Source organism: Pseudomonas sp. GG8 (assembly GCF_052976945.1).
Window position 1 is genome coordinate 4,824,057 of record NZ_JBRIIP010000001.1, and the last position, 17,239, is coordinate 4,841,295.

Consider the following 17,239-nt stretch of genomic DNA (forward strand, 5'->3'; position numbering starts at 1 on the left):
CTACAGTAAGCCGCAGCACCTTGTAAGAGCGTGGGGACACCCTGTGCTTGCCCGCGATGGCTGAGTGTCAGGCGCTAAAGGTCAATGCCCTTTCACCGATGCCGGGTTGATCATCCGCGACAGGCCCAGGTTTTTCAGGGCCAGTTGCAGGGAGCTGTGGATCACTTGCGGGTTGTCGATGGTCATCAACTGCGCCAGCAGTTCCTTGGCTTTGCTCAGGTTGATCTGACGCAACATCCACTTCACTTTCGGCAGGTTGGTGGCGTTCATCGACAGGCTGTCGAAGCCCATCGCCATCAACAGCACGGCCGCCGCCGGGTCGCCAGCCATTTCACCGCAGATGCTGACCGGCTTGCCTTCGGCGTGAGCATCGCGCACTACATTTTGCAGGGCTTGCAGCACGGCCGGGTGCAGGTAGTCATACAGGTCGGCTACACGCGGGTTGTTGCGGTCGACCGCCAACAAATATTGAGTCAAGTCGTTGGAGCCCACTGACAGGAAGTCCACCTGACGCGCCAGTTCGCGCGTCTGGTAAACCGCTGCCGGGATTTCGATCATCACGCCAATCGGCGGCATCGGCACGTCGGTGCCTTCGTCGCGCACTTCACCCCAGGCGCGGTGGATCAGGTGCAGCGCCTCTTCCAGCTCATGGGTGCCCGAAATCATGGGCAGCAGGATCTTCAGGTTGTTCAAGCCTTCGCTGGCCTTGAGCATCGCCCGGGTCTGCACCAGGAAGATTTCCGGGTGATCGAGGGTAACGCGAATCCCGCGCCAGCCGAGGAACGGGTTGTCTTCCTTGATCGGGAAGTACGAGAGCGATTTGTCGCCACCAATGTCCAGGCTGCGCATGGTGACTGGCAGCGGATGAAAGGCCGCCAGTTGTTCGCGATAAATCGCCAGCTGTTCTTTTTCGCTCGGGAAGCGCTGATTGATCATGAACGGCACTTCGGTGCGGTACAGGCCCACCCCTTCGGCGCCACGCTGCTGAGCACGGGCGACATCGGCCAGCAGGCCGGTGTTGACCCACAATGGCATGCGATGCCCGTCCAGGGTCACACACGGCAGCTCACGCAGGGCATCGAGGCCCTGGGACAGTTGCCGTTCTTCTTCAACCACCTCGGCGTACTGCTTGCGCATGATCTCGCTGGGGTTGGTGAAGACTTCGCCGTGGTAGCCGTCGACGATCAACTGAATGCCATCGACCTTGGAGTACGGCAGATCAACCACGCCCATGACCGTGGGGATACCCATGGCCCGAGCCAGAATCGCGACGTGGGAGTTGCCGGAACCGAGTACCGAGATCAAGCCGACCAGCTTGCCTTCCGGCACTTCGCCGAGCATGGCCGGTGACAGCTCTTCGCTGACCAGAATAGTGTTATCGGGGTAGACCAGCGTCTGCTGGCGCGCCTCCTGGAGATAGGCCAACAGGCGGCGGCCCAGGTCTTTGACGTCGGACGCCCGCTCACGCAGGTAAGCGTCGTCCATCAATTCGAAACGTTTGACGTGCTCGCTGACCACTTGGCGCAACGCGCCTTGTGCCCACTGCCCGGTCTTGATTACGTCGGTCACTTCGCTGCCCAGCGAAGCGTCGTCGAGCATCATCAGGTAAACGTCGAACAATGCGCGCTCTTCGGGGCGCAACTGGGTGGCAAGCTTGGCCGACAGCGAGCGCATGTCGCCGCGCACGCCTTCCAGGGCATTCTGGAACAAGGCCAGTTCGGCTTTGATGTCGCTGACGGTTTTGTCCGGCACGACTTCAAGATCAGCCGGCGGCAACATGACGAAAGCCGTACCCACTGCTGCGCCCGGCGAACCCGGCACACCGACGAATCGGGCTTCCTGAATGCCTTTGCCCTGACGGCCCAGCCCACGGATCGAGCCGGTGGCCTCAGCGTGGGCGATAACACCCGCCAACTGGGCGCTCATGGTCACGAGGAAGGCTTCTTCGCCCTCGTCGAACTGACGCCGCTCCTTTTGCTGGATGACCAATACGCCGACCACACGACGGTGGTGGATGATCGGCGCACCCAGGAAGGACGCGTAGCGCTCTTCGCCCGTCTCGGCAAAGTAGCGATAACGCGGGTGATCAGCAGCGTTTTCGAGGTTCAGCGGTTCTTCGCGGGTGCCCACGAGGCCAACCAGGCCTTCGTTGGGCGCCATGCTGACCTTGCCGATAGAGCGCTTGTTCAGGCCCTCGGTGGCCATCAACACGAAGCGGTTGGATTCAGGGTCGAGCAAATAGACCGAGCAGACTTGGCTGCCCATGGCCTCTTTGACGCGTAACACAATAATCCCCAACGCCGCCTTGAGATCCTTGGCGGAGTTAACTTCCTGGACGATCTTGCGCAGCGTATTGAGCATGGCTCGGGGTCGAACTCCGTCGTCAGTCGCGCGCTAGCAGGCGCGGGGCAAGCTCTTTAAGGGCGCGTCGATACACCTCGCGCTTGAATGTCACCACCTGGCCCAACGGATACCAATAACTGACCCAACGCCAGCCATCAAATTCCGGTTTACCGGTCAAATCCATCCGCACCCGCTGCTCGTTGGAGATCAGGCGCAGGAGAAACCACTTCTGTTTCTGGCCGATGCACAGCGGTTGACTGTGGGTACGGACCAAACGTTGCGGCAAACGATAACGCAACCAGCCCCGGGTGCAGGCGAGAATTTGCACATCATGCCGTTCCAGCCCGACTTCTTCATTCAATTCGCGGTACAAAGCGTCTTCCGGCGTCTCCTGAGGGTTGATTCCACCTTGAGGAAACTGCCAGGCATCTTGGTTGATTCGCCGAGCCCATAAGACCTGGCCAGCATCATTTGTCAGAATAATCCCGACATTAGGGCGAAAACCATCGGGGTCGATCACGGCAACAACCTCGTAAACGCATGTTGCCGCATTGTTCCACAAAGATTATGAAAGCAGCAACGAGGCTGCGCAGCTTATGTGCACTCTTGTGAAAACGCCGTATTCTGGTGGCCTTTTTTCAGCTATTTCAGTGAGTAACTCCATGCGCCTGGCTTTATTCGACCTTGATAACACACTTCTGGGTGGCGACAGCGACCACGCTTGGGGCGATTACCTATGCGAACGCGGCATTCTTGACGCCATCGCCTACAAGGCGCGCAACGACGCGTTTTACCAGGATTACCTGGCGGGCACCCTGAACCTGAACGATTACCTGAACTTCAGCCTGGAAATCCTCGGCCGTACCGAGATGGCTCAGCTGGATCAATGGCACCGCGAGTTCATGCGCGACTGCATTGAGCCGATCATTCTGCCCAAAGCCGAAGCGTTGCTGGCCAAACACCGTGAAGCAGGCGACAAACTGGTGATCATCACCGCCACCAACCGATTTGTTACGGCACCGATAGTGACGCGCCTCGGTGTGGATACCCTGCTTGCCACCGAATGCGAAATCATCGACGGGCGCTACAGCGGCCGCACCATCCATATACCCTGCTTTCGTGAAGGCAAAGTGACGCGCCTGAACCTCTGGCTTGAGGAAACCGGCTTGAACCTGGACGACAGCTATTTCTACAGCGACTCGATGAACGATCTGCCACTGCTGGAGCAAGTCGCCAACCCGGTAGCGGTCGACCCCGACTCACAACTGCGCGCCGAAGCCAAACGTCGCGGCTGGCCGGTGATTACGCTGCGTAAGTGACCCTCATTGCGACCCTTCGCGGTCAGGCCTGCGAATAAGGTCCGAAGGACCTTAACGGGTCATCGGTCAGACCGGCTTGGCGCCCATCAACCCGGCAATCGCGATAAAACACAGACCGCTGAACACGGCGAGCACCACGGTGAGTTTCGGGTTACCTGTTGCGCCCGGTACGCGCAGGCGGTTCAGTCTCACCAGCAGCCACAACCAGCTCAGGCTGCCGAACAGATACAGCACTTCTGCGGTCAACAGCCAAGTCTGACTGAGCGGCCAGCCGCCGTAATGCACCAGCCACCAGCCGCTGACGGGCAAGGTCAGCAGGCATAGGCCCATCAAGGCCCAAACGAGCACCCAAGGCAGTTGCAACGTACGGTTCTGGACCAGTGCGTCGCCCGCAAAACGGCCGCGAATGACCCAGCCCGCAAGTCCCAAGGCACTGAGTACAAACAGCACCGTTGCCACGCTGTGCACGATTTTTAGGGCGGTGAAAGTTTCCATATTCTTTGAATCCCTGTCAGATCATTGTCGTCAGCGTAGCAGCGCGCCCCTCATCCCAGCGTTTTATCCCAGGAAGAGCTTGTACGCCGGGTTATCCGTTTCATCCCAGTATGGATAACCGATCTCGGCCAGTGCCGCAGGGATCAGGTGACGCTCCTCTTCCGGCACCACCAGCCCCGCCATAACGCGGCCATCTGCAGCGCCGTGGTTGCGGTAGTGGAACATCGAGATATTCCACTGGCCGCCGAGCTTGTTCAGGAAGTTGAACAGCGCGCCGGGACGCTCGGGGAATTCGAAGCGGAACACCACTTCATCGCTGACCCTTGGCGCATGGCCACCGACCATGTGCCGAATATGCAGCTTCGCCAGTTCGTTGTGGGTCAGGTCCAGCACCGGGAAGCCCTGTTCGGTCAGGCTGCTGAGCAGCGCGGCGCGCGGGTCGTTTTCCGGGTGGGTCTGCACGCCGACGAAGATGTGCGCTTCGCGATCGGTGTGATAGCGGTAGTTGAATTCGGTGATCTGGCGTTTACCGATGGCTTTGCAGAAGGCTTTGAAGCTGCCCGGCTTCTCGGGAATGGTCACCGCGATGATCGCTTCGCGGCCTTCGCCCAGCTCGGCGCGTTCGGCAACGTGGCGCAGACGGTCGAAGTTGACGTTGGCCCCGGAGTCGATGGCCACCAGGGTCTGACCACTGACGCCGTAACGCTCGACGTACTTCTTGATCCCGGCCACGCCCAATGCACCGGCAGGCTCAGTGATCGAGCGGGTGTCGTCGTAGATGTCCTTGATCGCCGCGCAGATTTCGTCGGTGCTGACGGTGATCACTTCGTCGACGTAATCCTTGCAGATATCAAAGGTGTGCTTGCCAATCTGCGCCACCGCCACACCATCGGCAAACAGACCGACCTGACTCAGCACCACGCGCTCGCCTGCGGCCATGGCCGCTTGCAGGCAGTTGGAATCGTCAGGCTCGACGCCGATCACCTTGATCTCCGGGCGCAGGTATTTCACATACGCCGCGATGCCTGCGATCAAGCCGCCACCGCCCACCGGGACAAAAATCGCGTCCAGACGGCCCGGATGCTGACGCAGGATCTCCATCGCCACGGTGCCTTGCCCGGCAATGGTGTCCGGGTCGTCATACGGGTGGACGTAGACGTAGCCTTTTTCTTCGACCAGTTTCAGGGAGAACGCCAGCGCCTCGGGGAACGAGTCGCCGTGCAATACCACCTTGCCGCCGCGCGAACGCACGCCTTCGACCTTGATCTCGGGGGTGGTTTTTGGCATGACGATCGTGGCTTTGACCCCCAATACCTTGGCCGCCAACGCCAACCCCTGCGCGTGATTGCCGGCCGACGCGGTGACCACGCCCTTGGCCCGTTCGGCTTCGCTCAGTTGCGTCAGCTTGTTGTACGCGCCGCGAATCTTGAACGAGAACACCGGCTGCAAGTCTTCGCGCTTGAGCAATATCTGATTGCCGAGGCGCTCGGACAGCTGGCGAGCCTGCTGCAAGGGGGTTTCAACGGCCACGTCATAGACGCGCGAGGTGAGGATTTTCTTGACGTACTGTTCAAGCATCGGGAAAGCATCACTGGCGAATGGGGACGAGGTCGCGAAGTTTAACCCAGCACTCAGATACACGCCCACACGAATGACAGGGTTTTACGCCTGCCATGCCGCTATAATGCGCGTCCTTTTGCACACCTTTGGCACCGTGGAGCACGCATGACCCAGGATCAACTCAAACAGGCCGTGGCCCAAGCCGCTGTCGACTTCATCCTTCCAAAACTCAACGACAAGAGCGTTGTGGGTGTGGGTACCGGCTCCACGGCCAACTGTTTCATTGATGCGCTGGCCAAACACAAGGGTGCGTTCGACGGTGCTGTCGCCAGTTCCGAAGCCACTGCAGCGCGCCTCAAGGGCCACGGCATTCCGGTGTATGAACTGAATACCGTCAGTGACTTGGAGTTTTACATCGACGGTGCTGACGAAGCCGATGAGCACCTGCACCTGATCAAAGGCGGCGGCGCTGCGTTGACCCGGGAAAAAATCGTTGCGGCCGTGGCCCAGACCTTCATCTGCATCGCCGATGGCAGCAAGCTGGTGTCCGTGCTGGGTGCTTTCCCGCTGCCCGTCGAAGTGATCCCTATGGCCCGCAGCCATGTGGCCCGTCAGCTAGTGAAACTGGGCGGCGATCCGGTGTATCGCGAAGGCGTGGTGACCGACAACGGCAATATCATCCTCGACGTGTTCAACCTGAACATCACCAACCCGGTGGAGCTGGAAACCCAAATCAACGCCATCGTCGGAGTGGTCACCAACGGGTTGTTCGCTGCGCGTCCGGCTGACTTGCTGTTCTTGGGTACGGCTGAAGGCGTGAAGACACTTAAACGCTGAGACTACATTTGCAGCGGGACGCGTCCCGCTGCGAATGGTTTAGCGCACGCTGCTTTCGAAACGGCTCTTGCCGGTCAGCTCCAGCACGATTTCATCGCCCACATTGAGCGGACCGACACCCGCAGGGGTTCCGGTCATGATCACGTCACCGGCCTGCAAGGAGAAGTTCGACGCCATGTACTGAATCATCGGCACGATAGGGTTGAGCATCGCGCTGCTGTTGCCGTCCTGGCGCACTTCACCGTTGATGGTCAGGCGAATGCCGATATCGGTCAGGTCTTCATAGGCGTCAGCCGAGACGAAGGGCGCCAATACCGCAGCACCGTCAAACGACTTGGCGATCTCCCAAGGCAGGCCCTTTTCCTTGAGCCTGGACTGAACGTCACGCAAGGTCAGGTCGAGGCCAGGCGCAAAACCGGTGATCGCATCCAGCACTTCTTCACGCGACGGGTTACGCGTCAACGGTTTGCCGATCAACACCACGATTTCGGCTTCGTAGTGCACCGAGCCACGGTCGGCCGGAATAGTGAAACCACCGTCCAAAGCCACCACGCAACTGCCGGGCTTGATAAACAACAGCGGTTCGGTCGGCACCGGGTTATCCAATTCCTTGGCGTGTTCGGCATAGTTACGGCCGATACAGACGACTTTACCCACCGGGAAGTGGATCCGCGTACCGTCTACATACTGGTGCTGATAGCTCATGGGCGACTCCTGGGTCTCTCTATACGATACGGCCCGTTCAGGCCAACGGATCAAACAGCGAAAATTTTGCCAGGGTTCATGATCCCGTTCGGGTCGAACACCGCTTTAACCGCTTTCATGTACTCGATCTCTACCGGCGAACGACTGTACGTCAGGTAGTCACGCTTGGTCATGCCCACGCCATGCTCGGCAGAGATCGAGCCGTTGTACTTCTGCACGGTCTCGAACACCCACTTGTTGACTGTCGCGCACTTGGCGAAAAACTCATCCTTGCTCAGGTTGTCCGGCTTGAGGATGTTCAAGTGCAGGTTGCCGTCGCCAATGTGGCCGAACCAGACGATTTCGAAATCAGGATAGTGTTCGCCGACGATAGCGTCGATTTCCTTGAGGAACGCTGGCACTTTCGACACCGTCACCGAGATGTCGTTTTTGTACGGAGTCCAGTGTGAGATGGTCTCGGAAATGTACTCGCGCAACTTCCACAGGTTCTGCAACTGCTGGTCGCTCTGGCTCATTACGCCGTCAAGTACCCAGCCCTGTTCAACGCAATGCTCGAAGGTTGCCAGTGCATCGTTGGCCACGTCTTCGGAGATCGCCTCGAATTCCAGCAACGCGTAGAACGGGCAATCGGACTCGAAAGGTGCCGGAACATCGCCGCGCGCCAGCACCTTGGCCAGCGCTTTGTCGGAGAAAAATTCGAAAGCGGTCAGGTCGAGCTTGTTCTGGAACGCATGCAGTACCGGCATGATCGCGTCGAAATCACTGGTACCCAGGACCATGGCGGTCAGGTTTTTCGGCGCACGATCAAGGCGCATGGTGGCTTCGACAACGAAGCCAAGCGTACCCTCGGCGCCGATGAACAGCTGACGCAAGTCATAGCCGGTGGCGTTTTTGATCAAATCTTTATTGAGTTCGAGCAGGTCGCCTTTGCCGGTAACGACTTTGAGGCCCGCCACCCAATTGCGGGTCATACCGTAGCGAATGACCTTGATCCCGCCGGCATTGGTGCCGATATTGCCGCCAATCTGGCTGGAGCCGGCGGAAGCGAAGTCGACCGGGTAATACAGGCCGTTCTCTTCAGCCAAGGTCTGCAGCTGTGCGGTGATAACACCCGGCTGACAGGCCACGGTGCGGTCCGTGGTATTGAATTCCAACACCTGGTTCATGTAGTCGAACGCAACGACCACTTCGCCATTGGCAGCAACGGCCGCAGCGGAGAGCCCGGTCCGTCCCCCGGACGGTACCAGCGCAACCCGACGCTCATTGGCCCAACGGACAATGGCCTGTACCTGTTCGGTGCTTTTGGGAAACACAATGGCCAATGGCGCGGGCGCAAAATGCTTGGTCCAATCCTTGCCGTAAACGTTGAGGGAGTCGGCATCGGTCAGCACCTTGCCAGGCTCAACCAGGGTCTTCAGCTCATCTATCAAAGCAGGATGGGTCATCGAAGGAACTCTCGAACAATTCATGGTCATCCTGAGAACGCTTCACGTCCAGGAATGGGTGTTTCGCGGGGTGCATATGCTAGCATACGCCCCCCGCTAATCGTGCCTATGGCCGATCTGCGACCCCTGCCATTTTCTCCGGGACACAGGTTTACGCAGATGAGCAAGACTTCTCTCGATAAGAGCAAGATCAAGTTCCTTCTTCTCGAAGGCGTCCACCAATCCGCCGTGGACGTCCTCAAGGCGGCCGGGTACACAACTATTGAGTACCTCACCGGCTCTCTGCCGGAAGCCGAGCTGAAGGAAAAGATCGCCGATGCACACTTCATTGGCATCCGTTCCCGCACCCAACTGACTGAAGAAGTATTCGATTGCGCCAAGAAACTGGTCGCGGTCGGCTGTTTCTGCATCGGTACCAATCAGGTCGATCTCAATGCTGCCCGCGAACGCGGCATCGCTGTTTTCAACGCCCCCTACTCCAACACCCGTTCGGTGGCGGAGCTGGTACTGGCTGAAGCGATCCTGTTGCTGCGCGGCATCCCAGAGAAAAACGCTTCCTGCCACCGTGGTGGCTGGATCAAAAGCGCGGCCAACTCCTTCGAAATTCGCGGCAAGAAACTGGGCATCGTCGGCTACGGCTCGATCGGCACTCAGCTTTCGGTGCTGGCTGAAGGCCTGGGCATGCAGGTGTTTTTCTACGACACCCTGACCAAACTGCCGCTGGGCAACTCGACGCAGGTCTCCAGCCTGAACGAACTGTTGGGTCTGGCAGACATCGTCACCCTGCACGTTCCGGAAACCGCTGCGACCCAGTGGATGATCGGCGAAAAAGAAATCCGCTCGATGAAAAAGGGCAGCATCCTGATCAACGCCGCTCGCGGCACCGTGGTCGAACTGGATGCCCTGGCAGACGCCATCAAGGATAAACACTTGATCGGCGCGGCCATCGACGTCTTCCCGGTCGAGCCTCGCTCGAACAACGAAGAGTTCGAAAGCCCACTGCGTGGCCTGGACAACGTGATCCTGACCCCGCACATCGGTGGTTCGACAGCCGAAGCTCAGGCCAACATTGGTCTGGAAGTGGCTGAGAAGCTGGTCAAGTACAGCGACAATGGTACGTCGGTGTCCTCGGTCAACTTCCCGGAAGTGGCGTTGCCGGCTCACCCTGGCAAGCACCGTCTGCTGCACATCCACCAGAACATCCCGGGCGTGATGAGCGAGATCAACAAGGTCTTCGCCGAAAACGGTATCAACATCTCCGGTCAGTTCCTGCAAACCAACGAGAGAGTTGGTTACGTGGTGATCGATGTCGACGCCGAATACTCCGATCTGGCGCAAGAAAAGCTGCAGACCATCAACGGCACTATCCGTAGCCGCGTGCTGTTCTAGGTTTTTCAGATGTCAAAAAGGAGACCTTCGGGTCTCCTTTTTTATCGCGTCGAGTTCAGGTTACTTGACGTTTACCGTGATTTTCTTCGACTCGACCGGCGGGTTCAGCGGGATGTGGCTCTTGTCGCCCACCAGCAATTGCAGGGTGTGCTTGCCTGGCGTCAAGGTCAGTTCGGTTTCGGTCTGACCTTTGCCGAAGTGCTTGATGTTGTCGGTCACTGGCAGGGGTGCATCCATCGCGGGCTGATCTTTCACATCAATCAGCAGGTGATGGTGGCCGGTGTCTGGAATATCGACACCCGCAGGCGCAACGCCCATGCCTTTAAGGCCGAACTGGACCTTGAAGGTCTTGCCGACAGTGGCTCCATCTTTGGGTGAAATAATGTACACCTCGGCCCCCGCAGGTGAGGCGGTACGCGGAACATCGGCAGCGTTAGCTACTAAAGAAGCGCCTAACAAAGAGCCTCCCAATAACAACCCGGCGATAGTCGTTCTTGAAAATAAGGTCTTCATGGTTTCTCCAGGTAATTTTTTACACAAAATCGGACCTACAACAACAACTTCGGTTCATTTAAGTGTCCAAAGCTGCGGCCGACTAAGCTAAACACCATAAAGCATAGCGGTTGTGATTTCTTTTACCTTAGGAGCGTTCATGCATTTTGTGCCAAGCCTGTTATTTCTATCTGTCTTTTTGAGCCCCTTGGCTCATGCCGACTTGATCGACGAAGTGAATGATCGTGGCGAATTACGCATAGCCATGGAGGCAAACTTTGCGCCTTTCAGCTTCATGCAGGACGGCAAACTGACGGGCTTCGAAGTCGAACTCGGCCAGCTGTTGGCCGATGAGCTGGACGTACGCGCTTCGTTTGTCACTACCGACGCGGCCGACCTGCTGCCAGGTGTCGAAGGCGACAAATACGACATCGCCCTGAATCACATTGCGGTCACCCCGGAACTCAAGGCGCGCGTCGATTTCAGCGAGCCCTATAGCTATTCCAACGCGCAACTGATTGTGCGCAGTGAGGAAAAGCGCCCGTTGAGCACTCTGGACGCCCTTAAAGGTCTCTCGCTGGGCGTCGCCCAGAGCAGCCAGTTCGCCGAAGAGGCGCGTACCCGTGAAGGCATCGACCTGCGCAGCTACCCGGATGCACAGCAGCCGTTGAAGGCGCTGGCCAACGACCAGATCGACGCCGCGATCAGTGATCGCCTGCTAGTACCTTCTGCGATTCGTGACAGCCATCTGCCCGTCAAGCCCGGCAATGACGTCGGACCGCCCTTGGTCCTGGCAATCCCGTTTCAGAAGGGTAATCCAGCATTCCAGGGCGTGCTGGACGGGGCATTGCAGCGAATCAAAGCCGATGGCCGGTTGAGCGCGCTGTCTGAAAAATGGTTCGGTATTGATGCGAGCAAGCCGTCCAAACCGTAACCGGGTCAGAACGGATCATCCCCGCGTCGCCGAAACCAGCCCGTCAGGGAAAGGCGTTCGCGGGTCGACGGCAGCACCTCATGGGGAATTTCGCCAGAGAGGAACACCACCAGACAGCCGCCCTTGGGCTGCACGTCATGGTCGACGCCCTCTTTTAGAAACATGCGCAACTGGCCACCGTGCTCGGGCAACCAGCCTTGATTCAGGTAAAGCACCGCAGAGACCGTGCGCCGGTCATCGTCGCGGAAGCGGTCGACATGCTTGAGGTAGAACGCGCCCGGTGGGTAGAGCGAAAAATGGCTCTCATAGTCTTCCAGTCCGAGAAATAATCCGCGATTGAGCGCCTGGCGCAGGCTCTCCATCAAGCCCAGATAACGGTCACAGGCTGCGGACTCACTGGCTTCCAGCCACTGGATATGGTCACCGCGAACCCCCTCTCGCACTTCCTGAGTCGAGCCGCGTCCCACCGCCGCTGGCGACAGTTCGCCCTCAGCCGCACGCTCGCGGCACTCGGCGGCCAACTCGAGGGTCAGCGTTTCCGGCAAGAAAATATTCTGCTGTGACCAACCGTGAGCGGCCAGATCATCGACGATTCGTAGCAGTAGCGGGTGATCAGAGGGTATTTGCATGTCGCGCATAGTATCCATACGTCTTGAAAACCGACAGCACCGCCGAGCGAACGAAGTGTTAACTCGACAAGTCCCCGCCACCGCACTGAGAATAGCGGCCTGCTGACAGGAGTCCTTATGCGCCGTTTGTTTGTTTTGCTGTTGATGTTCTGCACGATGCCCGCGTGGGCAGACGGCCACGACCAGTTGTACACGGTCGCCGGTTGGCCAGAACAACGCGCGCATTTCAATGCTGCCTTGAGCGCGGCTCAACAACGCTATCGCAACAGCTTGCCGCCAGCGGTCTATGACGCATTGGTCAACAACAGCAATCAGCGCTTCGCTCCGCAGGCCATGGATCAGCGCGCCGAGCAACACTTGCGACAAGCCCTGAAAGACCCGGCGCCAGCGCTGCAGTTTTTCCAGTCGCCCCTGGGCCGCAAGATCGTCACCGCCGAACTGACCGCGACCCGCCCCGATCAACTGGCGAAAAACGCTCAAGGCCTGCCACACATTGAAGCCAGCGCAACCCGTCAATTACTGATCGGCCATCTGGCCCAGGACCTGCCCGCCCGTGAGGCGGGAGCCGAGGTCAGCCTTGCCATCGCCGGCGTTGCGGCCGACAGCCTGAGCCAGATGATCCCCGGCCTGCTGGGCGGTGGCCAGGCCCAAGGCATGTTGGATGGTCAGCGCGAACGCTTGATGGCGCAGATCGGCAACGACATGAACAACACCCTGCTCTACGTCTACCGCGACCTTTCAGACCCGGAACTGGAAGAGTTCACCACCTTCGCCGAATCCCCCGCAGGCAAAGCGTATTACAAAGCCGCGCTGGCAGCGATTCGCGCCGGGCTGGCGGTTGGGCAAAGTACATCGAGCCTGGCACCCGCAGGGCAGCCGGGGGGTTAAGCGCGGGTTAAGAACGCGCCTGCCCCATTCGCTCACTCAAAAATGCAAAATAACGCTGACGCAACGCAGGCAGTTCATTAGCCAGGTGATGCCGTGCCCCGCTCAGCATCAATATCTGTGGCTGGGCGAATTTATCCTTGAGCACCTCAAGGTTGTGACCCCAGTCGACGGTCATGTCCGCGTCACCCTGAACGATCAACGGGCTGCGGGTACTGCGTGGCGCGGCCTCGATACGTTTGATCCACTTGGCCAAGGCGCCTACCCAGGCGGTCGGCAGGCGTTGCGGTTGCAGCGGATCCGCCAACAAAAATGGCAGAAACGCAGGGTCATTGGAGTTTTCGCTGAAACGCCGGGCAATACCTTTGACGAAGGGGTTGAGCAGGTAATAACTGAGTTTCGACCAACCCCAGGCCCGTGGTCGGATCAACGGCGCCAGCAAGATCGCCTGCCCTTGCGCAGGGCTGTCGATGCCGTGGTTGAGCAGATGGTCGATCACTATCGCCCCGCCCGTACTTTGCCCGCACAGATGCCAGGGTTGCGGCAACTTTAGCCCCATCGCTTCGGCAAACAACGCGTGCAGCACCTCCTGGTACTCGGCGAAGTCATGGATGCTCGCGCGAGCACCGCTGGACAAGCCATGCCCCGGCAGATCGCAGGCAATCACTGCAAAATGCTGATCCAGCGCCCACTCGATGACATGCCGATACAAACCCATATGGTCGTAGAAACCATGGATCAAAAATAAGGTCGCGACAGGCTGTTCGGGCAGCCAGACCTGGCTGACTACTTGGTAACCACCAATGTCAAAGCGTCCCAGCCAACTGCGCACCGGAGCCGCGCGCCCGACAAACGTCAGGCCATAGAAGCGCTGATACGCCAGCCCTTGGCCGGACATTGGCTGCGCGGCGAGCAAAGGTTGCAGGCTGGATCGTAAAGAATCAGGGGCAAACGTGGCAGTCATGGGGTATCCAGGCAAAAACGGAGGTCATTTTCATCCGAACATGACAATGATTTGGCTGCGATATTCATCTGTCTCGTCAGGCATGGCAAGCTACGCCTCCCTAAACCGAACTGTCCCGCATGAACTCACGTCATCGCCCTACCCTCCTCGCGTGCCTGCTTGCCCTCATGTGCGCGGCCGGGCTGTGGGCGGCATACGATTGGTTCCAGGGCCGCTACATCCGCCCGTTCAGCGACCAGACGGCGCTGTTCGCCGGTGACGTACTGAGTCTGCCTGCCGAACTGGCCGGGCCGGGGCGAATTCGCCTGGTGCATTTCTGGGACCCGGCCTGCCCGTGCAACGTCGGCAATCAGCAGCACTTGAGCGAACTGGTCGAGCACTACGGCGGCGCACAGGGCGTGGACTTCTACTCGGTGCAGAAACCGGGAACCCACGGCCAATTACCCAGCACCCTGGACGCGATCAAACCGCTGGCCAGCCTGCCCGGTGCGGAGCGCATCACCGCCAGCCCCGCTGTCGCGATCTGGGACCGTGAAGGTCGCCTGGCCTACTTCGGTCCCTACAGCGAAGGCGCCACCTGCAATTCCGGCAACAGCTTTATCGAGCCGATTCTCCAGGCCCTGAGCGCCGGTCGCGCAGTCAATGCCACGCACACCATGGCTGTCGGTTGCTATTGCCCTTGGCGGGTCGGGCTGTGATCCGACATTCCGGACACTGATCAAGCCCCCGACGCCGCTACACAGGCCTAAAGCAACTCTGTAGCCTGCAAACCCCCGGCCTGAATCATTCACGAGAACGCAGATGAAGCGCAGCCTGACCGCCGTCACCCTCGTTATCACCCTCATCACGGGCGGTGGCGCCTGGTATATCCACAGCAAGCAGCCCGTGCGTCAGGGCGAAATGACCCTGGCCCACCTGCAGGCGCCAGTCACCGTACGTTACGACGAGCGCGGCGTGCCGCACATCCGCGCCGAAAACGAGGCGGATCTGTATCGCACCCTGGGTTATGTCCACGCGCAGGACCGGCTGTTTCAGATGGAGATGCTGCGGCGGCTGGCGCGTGGCGAACTGGCCGAGGTGCTGGGCCCCAAGCTGCTGGACACCGACAAACTGTTCCGCAGCCTGCGCATTCGTGAGCATGCCGACACCTACGTCGCCCAACAGGACAAACAAACGCCTGCCTGGAAGGCCCTGGAAGCGTATCTGGACGGTATTAACCAATATCAGGACACCCACGCCAAACCCATCGAGTTCGACCTGCTGGGCATCAAGAAGCGTCCGTTTACCGCCGAAGACACCCTGAGCGTCGGCGGCTACATGGCGTACAGCTTTGCCGCAGCCTTTCGCACCGAACCCTTGCTGACCTATGTGCGCGACCAGTTGGGGGCCGACTACCTGAAAGTCTTTGACCTCGCCTGGCAGCCACAAGGCGCGCTGGGCCAGGCACCCGCGCTCGCCAGTGCCGACTGGAAAGGTTTGAACGACCTGTCTCGCCTGAGCCTGCGCGCGCTGGAAGAGGCCGGCTTGCCGCAATTCGAAGGCAGTAACGCCTGGGCGATCTCCGGCAGCCGCACCCAAAGCGGTAAGCCGCTGCTGGCCGGCGACCCGCATATTCGGTTTGCCGTGCCGTCGGTGTGGTACGAAGCGCAATTGTCGGCGCCGGGATTCGAGCTGTATGGCCATCACCAGGCGCTCAACCCATTCGCGTCGCTGGGGCACAACCGCGACTTCGGCTGGAGCCTGACCATGTTCCAGAACGACGATCTGGACCTGATCGCCGAGAAGACCAACCCGGACAACCCCAATCAGGTCTGGTATCACGGGGCCTGGGTCGACATGATCCAAAGCGAGCAGCAAATCCTGGTCAAGGACGCGCCTGCCGTCACCCTGCACCTGCGCCAATCGCCTCACGGCCCGATCATCAACGATGCGTTGGGTGCGACAGCCGGCACCGCACCGGTCGCGATGTGGTGGTCGTTTCTGGCGTCCGAGAACCCGATTCTGCAAGGCTTCTACGAAGCTAATCGCGCCGACACCCTGAGCAAAATGCGCGCGGCGGCCGAAAAAATTCAATCGCCAGGGCTGAATGTGGTCTGGGCCAACGCCAAAGGCGACATCGGCTGGTGGGCCGCGGCACAACTGCCCATCAGGCCCGAGGGCGTGAACCCCACTTTCATCCTCGACGGCAGCACCGCGCAGGCAGACAAGGCAGGCTTCTACCCCTTCAGCGCCAACCCGCAGGAAGAGAACCCGGCACGCGGCTACATCGTCTCGGCCAACTTCCAGCCCGTGTCGCCGACAGGCATGGAAATTCCCGGTTACTACAACCTCGCAGACCGCGGTCAACAACTGAACAGGCAACTGAGCGACCCGGCCGTGAAGTGGGATCTGGAAAGCAGCAAAAAACTGCAACTGGGCACCCAGACCGACTACGCGCCACGGGTGTTGAAGCCACTGATTCCGGTCTTGCGCAGCGCCGTGGACGACCCCGAAGAACGGGCAATGGTCGAGCGCCTGGCCAACTGGAAAGGCGACTACTCACTGGATTCAGTCGGGGCGACGCTGTTCAATCAGTTCGTCTCGGACCTGATCCGGGAAGCGATGCACGATGAACTGGGCGATGGCTTTTTCGACACCTTGCTCTCGAGCCGTGTGATCGACGCGGCGCTGCCGCGATTGGTGGCCGATGCCGACTCACCGTGGTGGAACAACCGCAATTCACCCGCCGAAAAGAACCGGGCAGACGTGGTCAAAGCCGCGTGGCACGCCAGCGTCTTGCACCTCAAATCCCTGTATGGCGCTAACCCTGATGAATGGCGCTGGGGCAAGGCGCATACCTTGACCCATGGTCACCCGCTGGGTATGCAGAAACCGTTGGACGGGCTGTTCAACGTCGGCCCGTTTCCCGCGCCGGGCACCCATGAAGTGCCGAACAACCAGTCTGCCCGTATCAGTTCAGCGCCGTGGCCAGTGACCTATGGCCCCTCGACCCGACGCTTGATCGACTTTGCAGACCCGGCCCACAGCCTGGGCATCAACCCGGTTGGGCAAAGTGGCGTGTTGTTCGATGAGCATTATTCGGATCAAGCCAAGACCTACATCGAAGGCGGCTATGTGCAGGAGCATTTCGATGAAGGGGATGTAGCGGCAAATACGCGGGGGACGTTGAAGCTGGTGCCAGCCAGATAGAGTTCGCTGGCGCTGCCGGTCTCTCGGCAAAAGCCAAGTGCCAGACGCCGTTT

General features: G+C 59.5%; 16 protein-coding genes. 7 read left to right on the plus strand and 9 right to left on the minus strand.

Annotation, left to right across the window (positions count from 1 at the left end; translation table 11 throughout):
• Window positions 1-81 precede the first annotated feature (81 nt).
• Window positions 82-2,361 carry a phosphoenolpyruvate--protein phosphotransferase gene (gene ptsP / locus ACVBEG_RS22815; RefSeq protein ID WP_219063619.1) on the minus strand — a complete coding sequence of 760 codons (2,280 nt, stop codon included), beginning with the start codon at window positions 2,359-2,361 and terminating at the stop codon, window positions 82-84.
• Between the two features lie 22 nt (window positions 2,362-2,383).
• Window positions 2,384-2,863 carry an RNA pyrophosphohydrolase gene (locus ACVBEG_RS22820; protein WP_219063620.1) on the minus strand — a complete coding sequence of 160 codons (480 nt, stop codon included), beginning with the start codon at window positions 2,861-2,863 and terminating at the stop codon, window positions 2,384-2,386.
• Window positions 2,864-3,005: 142 nt separating this feature from the next.
• On the opposite strand from ACVBEG_RS22820, the gene ACVBEG_RS22825 reads away from it, so the two are divergent.
• Window positions 3,006-3,662: a histidinol-phosphatase gene (locus ACVBEG_RS22825; protein ID WP_322177403.1), complete on the plus strand. Its 657-nt coding sequence runs from the start codon at window positions 3,006-3,008 to the stop codon at window positions 3,660-3,662.
• A 66-nt stretch (window positions 3,663-3,728) separates the two neighbouring features.
• Here the strand turns inward: ACVBEG_RS22825 and ACVBEG_RS22830 are convergent, their stop codons facing one another.
• Window positions 3,729-4,157, minus strand: coding sequence for a DUF2269 family protein (locus ACVBEG_RS22830; protein ID WP_322277882.1), 429 nt, complete (start codon window positions 4,155-4,157; stop codon window positions 3,729-3,731).
• Between the two features lie 63 nt (window positions 4,158-4,220).
• A complete protein-coding gene (gene ilvA, locus ACVBEG_RS22835; protein WP_447108329.1) occupies window positions 4,221-5,735 on the minus strand; it encodes a threonine ammonia-lyase, biosynthetic in 1,515 nt (504 codons plus the stop codon).
• A 147-nt stretch (window positions 5,736-5,882) separates the two neighbouring features.
• Between ilvA and rpiA the strand changes: the two genes are divergently transcribed.
• Window positions 5,883-6,554 (plus strand): ribose-5-phosphate isomerase RpiA, encoded by a 672-nt coding sequence (rpiA, locus tag ACVBEG_RS22840; protein ID WP_322177400.1) that lies wholly within the window; start codon window positions 5,883-5,885, stop codon window positions 6,552-6,554.
• Window positions 6,555-6,593: 39 nt separating this feature from the next.
• Here the strand turns inward: rpiA and ACVBEG_RS22845 are convergent, their stop codons facing one another.
• Window positions 6,594-7,259: a fumarylacetoacetate hydrolase family protein gene (locus tag ACVBEG_RS22845; RefSeq protein ID WP_322177399.1), complete on the minus strand. Its 666-nt coding sequence runs from the start codon at window positions 7,257-7,259 to the stop codon at window positions 6,594-6,596.
• 50 nt (window positions 7,260-7,309) lie between these two features.
• Window positions 7,310-8,704, minus strand: a complete 1,395-nt coding sequence (locus tag ACVBEG_RS22850) for an FAD-binding oxidoreductase (RefSeq protein WP_322177398.1) — start codon at window positions 8,702-8,704, stop codon at window positions 7,310-7,312.
• Window positions 8,705-8,863: 159 nt separating this feature from the next.
• Here ACVBEG_RS22850 and serA point away from each other — a divergent pair, with 159 nt between their 5' ends.
• Window positions 8,864-10,093 carry a phosphoglycerate dehydrogenase gene (gene serA / locus ACVBEG_RS22855; RefSeq protein WP_322177397.1) on the plus strand — a complete coding sequence of 410 codons (1,230 nt, stop codon included), beginning with the start codon at window positions 8,864-8,866 and terminating at the stop codon, window positions 10,091-10,093.
• A 60-nt stretch (window positions 10,094-10,153) separates the two neighbouring features.
• Here serA and ACVBEG_RS22860 read toward each other — a convergent pair whose 3' ends face one another.
• Complete coding sequence (locus ACVBEG_RS22860; protein WP_322177396.1) at window positions 10,154-10,606, minus strand: DUF4399 domain-containing protein; 453 nt, start codon at window positions 10,604-10,606, stop codon at window positions 10,154-10,156.
• Between the two features lie 139 nt (window positions 10,607-10,745).
• On the opposite strand from ACVBEG_RS22860, the gene ACVBEG_RS22865 reads away from it, so the two are divergent.
• Complete coding sequence (locus tag ACVBEG_RS22865) at window positions 10,746-11,519, plus strand: transporter substrate-binding domain-containing protein (RefSeq protein ID WP_322177395.1); 774 nt, start codon at window positions 10,746-10,748, stop codon at window positions 11,517-11,519.
• A 5-nt stretch (window positions 11,520-11,524) separates the two neighbouring features.
• On the opposite strand, the gene ACVBEG_RS22870 is transcribed toward ACVBEG_RS22865, so the two are convergent.
• Entirely contained in the window at window positions 11,525-12,157 is a 633-nt protein-coding gene (locus tag ACVBEG_RS22870; protein WP_322182986.1) for a 2OG-Fe(II) oxygenase, read from the minus strand.
• Window positions 12,158-12,265: 108 nt separating this feature from the next.
• Between ACVBEG_RS22870 and ACVBEG_RS22875 the strand changes: the two genes are divergently transcribed.
• The gene (locus ACVBEG_RS22875) at window positions 12,266-13,036 is read left to right on the plus strand and encodes a DUF2059 domain-containing protein (protein ID WP_322277879.1); all 771 of its coding nucleotides are present in this window, start codon (window positions 12,266-12,268) and stop codon (window positions 13,034-13,036) included.
• A gap of 7 nt (window positions 13,037-13,043) precedes the next feature.
• Here ACVBEG_RS22875 and ACVBEG_RS22880 read toward each other — a convergent pair whose 3' ends face one another.
• Window positions 13,044-13,997: an alpha/beta hydrolase gene (locus tag ACVBEG_RS22880; protein WP_447108330.1), complete on the minus strand. Its 954-nt coding sequence runs from the start codon at window positions 13,995-13,997 to the stop codon at window positions 13,044-13,046.
• Between the two features lie 119 nt (window positions 13,998-14,116).
• On the opposite strand from ACVBEG_RS22880, the gene ACVBEG_RS22885 reads away from it, so the two are divergent.
• Together ACVBEG_RS22885 and ACVBEG_RS22890 are read left to right on the plus strand one after the other, a co-directional pair.
• Entirely contained in the window at window positions 14,117-14,695 is a 579-nt protein-coding gene (locus ACVBEG_RS22885; protein WP_322277877.1) for a DUF6436 domain-containing protein, read from the plus strand.
• 103 nt (window positions 14,696-14,798) lie between these two features.
• Window positions 14,799-17,186, plus strand: a complete 2,388-nt coding sequence (locus tag ACVBEG_RS22890; RefSeq protein WP_447108331.1) for a penicillin acylase family protein — start codon at window positions 14,799-14,801, stop codon at window positions 17,184-17,186.
• Window positions 17,187-17,239 lie beyond the last annotated feature (53 nt).